The organism is Metabacillus sp. RB-C-LZQ-3-1 (genome assembly GCF_058315175.1).
Map to the genome: position 1 here is coordinate 1 of NZ_JBZFLI010000042.1, position 6,810 is coordinate 6,810.

Consider the following 6,810-nt stretch of genomic DNA (forward strand, 5'->3'; position numbering starts at 1 on the left):
AATCCCTCAACATATACATTTGAACAATCTTCAATATTTTTTCATTTTGGTAAGATAGCGAAGTCGCCTTTAGACTTTATTCTTAAAATTTACGTCTAATCATTTCCACTTTGCCAATTTAATTTTCTATGTGCATAAAAAGAATCAAGGACAACTCAGTCCTTAATCCTTAATTATTTCATGAAATTTTTGTTTTACTATTACGATCTTCTGTACTACTATCTCTTTCTCTTACTCTATGGATCGCTTTTTTAGTTGATTCACTAATATTAGCATTAAAATATGGTTCATATGCTTCAAGGGGCGGTTTTTTAGTAGCAAAAACAGCAATCAAAACCCCTGCTAAAGAGACAACAGCAGCGATCAAAAAGGGATTGGTCGCGCCCATTGCTTTTGAAATAACATAGGTGACAGAACCGGTAATAATCCCTGCGTAACCTCCAGCAGCATTCATTCTCTTCCAATACAATCCTAAGAAGACAACCAAGAAAAAGGCAGCTCCAAAACCTCCGTACACATAAACAAATCCCATTGCTAAAAACCAAGGCGGCTTAATAGCGCTAATCACTGCAACAAGTCCCATAACAAGAATAATCATTCTTAAACGCTTATTAAACGTTTTATCGTCAACTTTTGTTTTCTTAAAAATGCTTAAATACACATCATAGTAAAGAGTAGTACCAGCGGTTAACAACATCGAATTGGCCGTCGAAACAGCAGCACCGCAAAGAGCAACTAGCGTCATCGCCCCAACTAGAGGCGGTGCATAATCTTGAATAATTAACGGAACAATGTAATCTGTCGTTTTCCCTTCTGGAATACTTGGTAATAATGTTTTTGCTCCAAGTCCCATAATAATTAATGGACCCATAATAAAAATTAATACTCCAATTGTACCCATAACTTGTAAAATCGCTACTTTTGTATTCTTAGGGGCCAACATTCGACCAACCCAATGGGGGGAAGCCGGAGAACCTAATGAATTAGAGATAAAAATAGAAATTAATGCACCTAAACTAAAGGTTCCAAGCGGAGATAGGAGGATCCCTGGTTCCAACGGCTCTCCCCCCACATAGGTTGGAGCAGTCGTAGTGGCAAGTTTATCTAAAATACTTTCCATTCCCCCCGTTGCCGCTAAGACAGCACCACTTCCTAAAAGCATACCAATGACAATAAGCACTGTATTAAGCGTATCTGTTGCTGCTACAGACCAGAATCCACCTATACTTGTAAAAATTAAAAATATTAAAAAGGCAAAAATAGCAATTTTATAATCAATTCCGGTTATAGAAGCAAACACAATTCCAAATCCGTTTACCTGAATATGAACTAATAAGAAGTAACCAATCGTCATTAAAATTCCCACAATCATTCGTAACGGGCTATTTTTCTTATGTGGTTCATATCTAAGGTGAATATACTCCGGAAAGGTTCGAACAGGAGTCTCTGGTCTCCTAATTTTGTATGCAACAAGTGGAATTAACGCTCCACCTAAACACCAACCAGCTACCCATCCGATAATAGCAGCTACCCCAGAACTATATAAGTAGCCTGGTACTCCTAGAACGGATGCAACGCTTACCCAAGTAGCGGTGGTTGTACCAATTCCGATAAGTAAGCCCATTCTGTGCCCACCTGTCGTAAAATCAGAAATGGATTCTGTATTTTTTAAACTCTTAATGCTTGACCATACAATAAATAGCAAATAAAAACTAAGTACAATTAGGTACATCATGTTGTTTAAGCCCCTCTTTATTCTTATTTATATTTAAAAATTTTCCCAGTAGCGCCCCACCGCTTTACACCTGACTTTTCAATTTTATAGCAAAGATACGTGCCTAAAAGAAAAGAAAAAACCATCGTGCCAACCCAAATCATTAACGCAATAAACACTCAAATCCCCCCTTTATTAAAGTAAAGTTAAAAGCCCTATTCTCGAAGAAAATAGGGCTGACATGTAAACTAAAATTTGCTTTACACATTGCTTCTCATCTTCGGAATAGTTTTTTCCACCTTCCTCTGAAATTGGCACCGTGCATCAAACTTTCTTAGCCGGTTGCCGAGGTTTCATCGGGTCAGTCCCTCAACCTCTCTTAATAAGAAAAATATTTAAATTTTCAAAATATAAGCTCTATTCTAGCATACTAAGTAATCTAGTCAACACAAAATATGAATAATACCAAAATTATAGTAAAAAGCAAAAATGTTTATTGGAGTTCATCTGAATATCTGTTAATTTATTATCTATATAAAAATAAAAAGGCTTTTTTATAAATAATGTTTATTCCCCAAACATAAAAGAGGCTTCCCACAAGTTTAGTCAACTTATGAGAAGCCTTCGTTAAATTCCTCAATGTTATCAAGGTGTTTAAATTAAAGTCTAACCTTTACTTCAGTACCATCCTTAGCTTTGACATCTACCAAGAGGAGTCCTTTGTGACGTTTCAGTTCCTTGAGGATTGGCTTTAGCATTTTTTTGTCGATTAGTGGAATCGTAAAGTTGAGGTTTTTTCTTTCCAAATTCCCTTTTGTCCACTCGTGTATACGATGTTGAAAAAATTTTGAGGACAAAATTGAAATACCAATGTTTAGAATGGCATTTGGGATTGGGATGGTGAACCGAACGTCTTTTGTTTTTACTTTTATTTGCAGCATATTTACCCCACTACTCAATGATGACAGAAACGGTATCCCCGTTTGCCGACTTAACATCTACAATTTGGCCATCCAATTCGTTTTCAATGGCTTCGATTATAAGGTTTATGTCAATATCTTTCACATATTTTTCTGATTCAGGTATACTCGCTGCGATGCTGTGGCCGGCCATTAACACTACCTTAACAAGTTTTATAGGTAAATTAACTGTGACGTTATCATTCTCAGAGGATACAACACGAAGTTTTAATGTTTTATCTAAATACTTATCCGCCTTTTCTAGTTGCTTGCTACTTTTTTCTTCTTTTTCTCTTAATAATTGGATCAGTTCTGAACCCTTATCAGCATCTATTTTCCCTTCTTGTACCATAGATAAAACTCTCATTATTTCCTCTTTCATGATAAATTCCTCCTTATTCATCTTTTAAAAGCTTAACGGCTTCCTCAGGAGTGATTTCACCATTTTCTAGCATGGTGATAACCTTTTTCTCGTCTACTTCACTTTTCTTTTTCTGTACATATCCAAGGGATGAAACTATGTCTGAAAGCTTGCCGCGAACAGTCGGATATGAAATCCCCAGTTCCTTTTCAACTTCTTTGATATTTCCTCTACATGTTAAAAATACTTCCACAAAATGAAGCTGATCCTTTGATAATGATGCCAATTTAGATAATTCAAATTCATTTTCAATCGTAGTGTTGCAATGAGTGCACTGCAACTTTGTAATCTTCAATGTTTTACTACAGACAGGACAATTTGTGATTACTTTATAAGCCATTTTGAAATCCCTTCCTTATATTTAATTTGATCATACTGCAAATAATTGAAAATGTAAATAAAGAAATTAATTTATTCTATAATAAACATTAAAATAATTAATTGATTGATTAATATTATTAATTTATTTCATATCAATAAATAGGATTGGGGTATTGTTTCATGCTGGTATAGTTTAAAGCAAATCATGGACAGACTTGCCTATCCCGATGATCAATTAGCAAAAATGTCTATCTCCATGGTACCCAAGAAATAAAAAAGAAGCTTCCCACAAGTTAGCTGAACTCATGAGTAGCTTCCGTTAAAAGCCTCAATGTAAGCATTTCACTCTCATCTTACTCAAAAAACATTTATATCAAGGATTCGGGGGCATTATTACATCTACCGACCGTAACATGATAGTTTGTAATATCTTTTTGCCGACCGTACTTAACAAGTTTCGTCCTATCATGATGAACACAATCCCTACTTATCTATTTAATCTATGTTCCCTTTTAACCAATACATCATCAAAGTAGCTATTCGGGTTTCCCCAAGCATATAAAGCGATCGTACCATTTGAATGGGAATCATCGATAATAGGTTCTCCAAATATGTTGTTTCCGTCCTGAAACGCCTGGATCTGGTTGCCAATAACCTGGACTTCTATTTCAAAATTGGCACCTTGGGTATATCCTGATTTAGCCACATGGGCCAGTCTCGTTTCTACTCCATTAACGACTTTGAAGAGTTTGTAGAATTTACGCTCGTTGTCCAATTCTAGTTTATAGTAGTTTTCTGGATTCTGATAGCGGAACATCAGACCAATTCCGTCATTATCGGTGGAGCGTAATATAGCGGAAAACGAGTAATCCTTCCAAGAAAACGAACCGCTCTTGTCATAATAAGCAAAGGTACCCTTACGATTGTCAACAGCAGAAACATCCGGAGTATAGATGTTGGAAGATTGTACAACTTCTCCTCTCACAACTGACCATTTAGATGGTGCGTCAATCGTTCCCTCATCCACGACTTTCCAGTCTTTTATTGGACCGTCATCATCACGTTTCTTACCCCCACTAAAATCATCCATCAAGAGATCCCTAGATTGTTTAGCATCATTAACCAGCACATCATCAAAGTAGTTACTCTGATTTCCCCACGAATATAAAGCTACCGTACCTTTTGAATGGGAATCATCAATAATAGGTCCTCCAAATATATCAATTCCATCTCGGTATGCCTGGATCTGATTCCCAACCACCTTGATTTCTAGTTCAAATTTGGTGTCTGGGACATACCCTGGTTCAGCCAAATGAGCCAGTGTCGTTTCCACTCCATCAACGACTTTGAAGAGCTTGGAAAATTTACGTTGGTTGTCCAATTCTAGTTTATAATAGTTATCTTGATCCTGATAGCGGAACATCAAACCAATTCCGTCATTATCTGTGGCACTTAATGTAGCGGAAAAAGTGTAATCCTCCCAATTGATGGCACTGCTCTTGTCGTAATAAGCAAAGGTACCCTTACGATTGTCAACAGCAGGAACATTTGGACCATAGATGTTGGAAGATTGTACGACTTCTCCATTCACAACCGACCATTTGGATGGTGCGTCTATCGTTCCTTCATCCACGATCGTCCAGTCTTTCATATCCCCGTCATCATCACGTTTCTCATCTTCGGTAAAATCTTCATTGAATAGATACTTAATTTTTTTAACATCTGAAGCAGGAGTACCAAGATCAACGTTTTTATATTCAAATTCATTTTGCCAGTCTGTTTTGTATTCATCTAGATAAGGGGAGTAACTGGTTGCTTTTATCGTCCCTGCTTCCGGATCAATTTCCAGAAGACGTATAAAACCATTTCCTCCATTTGCTTGCATTTGATAGTTTGATAGCATTTGGTAGACTTTATTTCCATAGTCTCCTACCGATACACGACGACCTTGACCATCGTTCAATACGTGTCCACTAAGTACCATTGAGATATTTGGATGCAGCTTGACGAATTTCTGCCATATTTCTTCCCCGTCATTAACTCCACCTGGCTCTGAAGCTACACCATAATTATGGGCATTCCAGGCATGTCCTGTATTATGACGTGTCTCATCATAAAACATATAGCTATGCGTTACTACTATGACACGGTGATTGGGATGAGAAGAAACAACCTCGTTCGCCCAATCCAATACAGGATCTCTTGGTCCAAATTCCAGCGAAAGTACTAACCAGTCCGTTCCTCCAGCATTGAAGGTATGATAATTGTTATCGTACTTATCTGGTTCCGCCGGATAAACACCTCCAAAAGTTTCAGTTCCGAAAAAATCACTTACCGGAAAATAGGTATTATATAAAGTAGTATCTCGTGTATTTGCCGAACCGCCTGTACCAATATCATGGTTTCCAGGTAAAACCGTATAAGGAACAACCCCATCTAAAGTTCGCATCGCATCATAAGCAACCTCCCACTGGGGTATATTGTTATTGTTTGTGATGTCTCCCTCGTGAACGACAAACTTGATATTCTGTTCCTCCGAGTTGTCGGCAATCCACTGCGTTTGGGCGCGAAAGATTTCCGGATGGTTCCTTGCTAAGTTTTGGGTATCAGGCAGGACAGCAATTTTAAAAGCAGACGAGCTAGCCTCTGCTTGGGTGGACCCTTGGAAAGAAGAAATCACTATTAAACTGAAAATCATCATTAAAACAAAAACCATTTTAGTTGGTTTCATCTTTTACATCCTTCCTTTTTAATTTTTGGGATAAGGATCTTGAGGTTATCTTTTCCAATGGAAAAACGTCCGTCATTTAACGGGGTTATAAACAGCAAGAGATTATTCCATACCACTTACATAACTGAATTTTCTAAATACTCAACAGCTATAATTTGATCATTTTCTACTAAAATCTTCTCTCCATCTTTCACCTCCCTTAATTATGGTTATAGCATTTGGGGGTTAAGATTTAATTTGCTTTTTGTAAATATTGATTAAATTTTTTATTCTTTTCACAATTAATTGATATATTTGAGTAAGAAAAATATGGTTCCCAATAAAAAAGTCTTTAAAATATATTACCGAACAAGACTATACATCGTAATCTCTTCAACTTTAACTACTTAATTCTCAATACAATAATCAACAAATTTCCTAAAAAGCATTTCATAACTTTTTAGTTCATTTTAGTCGTGTTCTTGAAACGCCTGTCATCCCAATAGTCTTGGTACGCAAATTTTAACAACACAAAAAACCACTCCCTAACTTTTATAGGAAGTGGTTATTGCTATTAATATAAGTTTTTTCATGACTACTTCACAACTTAAGTGAAGATGGGTGAGAAATAGATTAAACTATTTTTTTGATGTCTGGCTTAAAAGCCTTACATCATGCCGCCCAT

The 6,810-nt window shown here is 36.6% G+C and carries 6 protein-coding genes and 1 riboswitch; all 6 genes read right to left on the reverse strand.

Annotation, left to right across the window (positions count from 1 at the left end; all coding sequences use genetic code 11):
* Window positions 1-178 precede the first annotated feature (178 nt).
* The 6 genes from AC4GZ8_RS26080 to AC4GZ8_RS26105 all read right to left on the reverse strand — a co-directional run bounded on the left by AC4GZ8_RS26080 (window position 179) and on the right by AC4GZ8_RS26105 (window position 6,146).
* Window positions 179-1,735 carry a sodium:solute symporter family protein gene (locus AC4GZ8_RS26080; RefSeq protein WP_491084799.1) on the reverse strand — a complete coding sequence of 519 codons (1,557 nt, stop codon included), beginning with the start codon at window positions 1,733-1,735 and terminating at the stop codon, window positions 179-181.
* Between the two features lie 23 nt (window positions 1,736-1,758).
* Window positions 1,759-1,893, reverse strand: coding sequence for a hypothetical protein (locus AC4GZ8_RS26085; RefSeq protein WP_491084800.1), 135 nt, complete (start codon window positions 1,891-1,893; stop codon window positions 1,759-1,761).
* A gap of 92 nt (window positions 1,894-1,985) precedes the next feature.
* Window positions 1,986-2,103: riboswitch (SAM riboswitch) on the reverse strand.
* A gap of 270 nt (window positions 2,104-2,373) precedes the next feature.
* Window positions 2,374-2,655: a hypothetical protein gene (locus AC4GZ8_RS26090; protein WP_491084801.1), complete on the reverse strand. Its 282-nt coding sequence runs from the start codon at window positions 2,653-2,655 to the stop codon at window positions 2,374-2,376.
* 10 nt (window positions 2,656-2,665) lie between these two features.
* Window positions 2,666-3,055 carry an SHOCT-like domain-containing protein gene (locus tag AC4GZ8_RS26095; RefSeq protein ID WP_491084802.1) on the reverse strand — a complete coding sequence of 130 codons (390 nt, stop codon included), beginning with the start codon at window positions 3,053-3,055 and terminating at the stop codon, window positions 2,666-2,668.
* Between the two features lie 13 nt (window positions 3,056-3,068).
* A complete protein-coding gene (locus AC4GZ8_RS26100; RefSeq protein ID WP_491084803.1) occupies window positions 3,069-3,434 on the reverse strand; it encodes a DUF2089 domain-containing protein in 366 nt (121 codons plus the stop codon).
* A gap of 468 nt (window positions 3,435-3,902) precedes the next feature.
* Window positions 3,903-6,146: a metallophosphoesterase gene (locus tag AC4GZ8_RS26105; RefSeq protein WP_491084804.1), complete on the reverse strand. Its 2,244-nt coding sequence runs from the start codon at window positions 6,144-6,146 to the stop codon at window positions 3,903-3,905.
* Window positions 6,147-6,810: the final 664 nt, after the last annotated feature.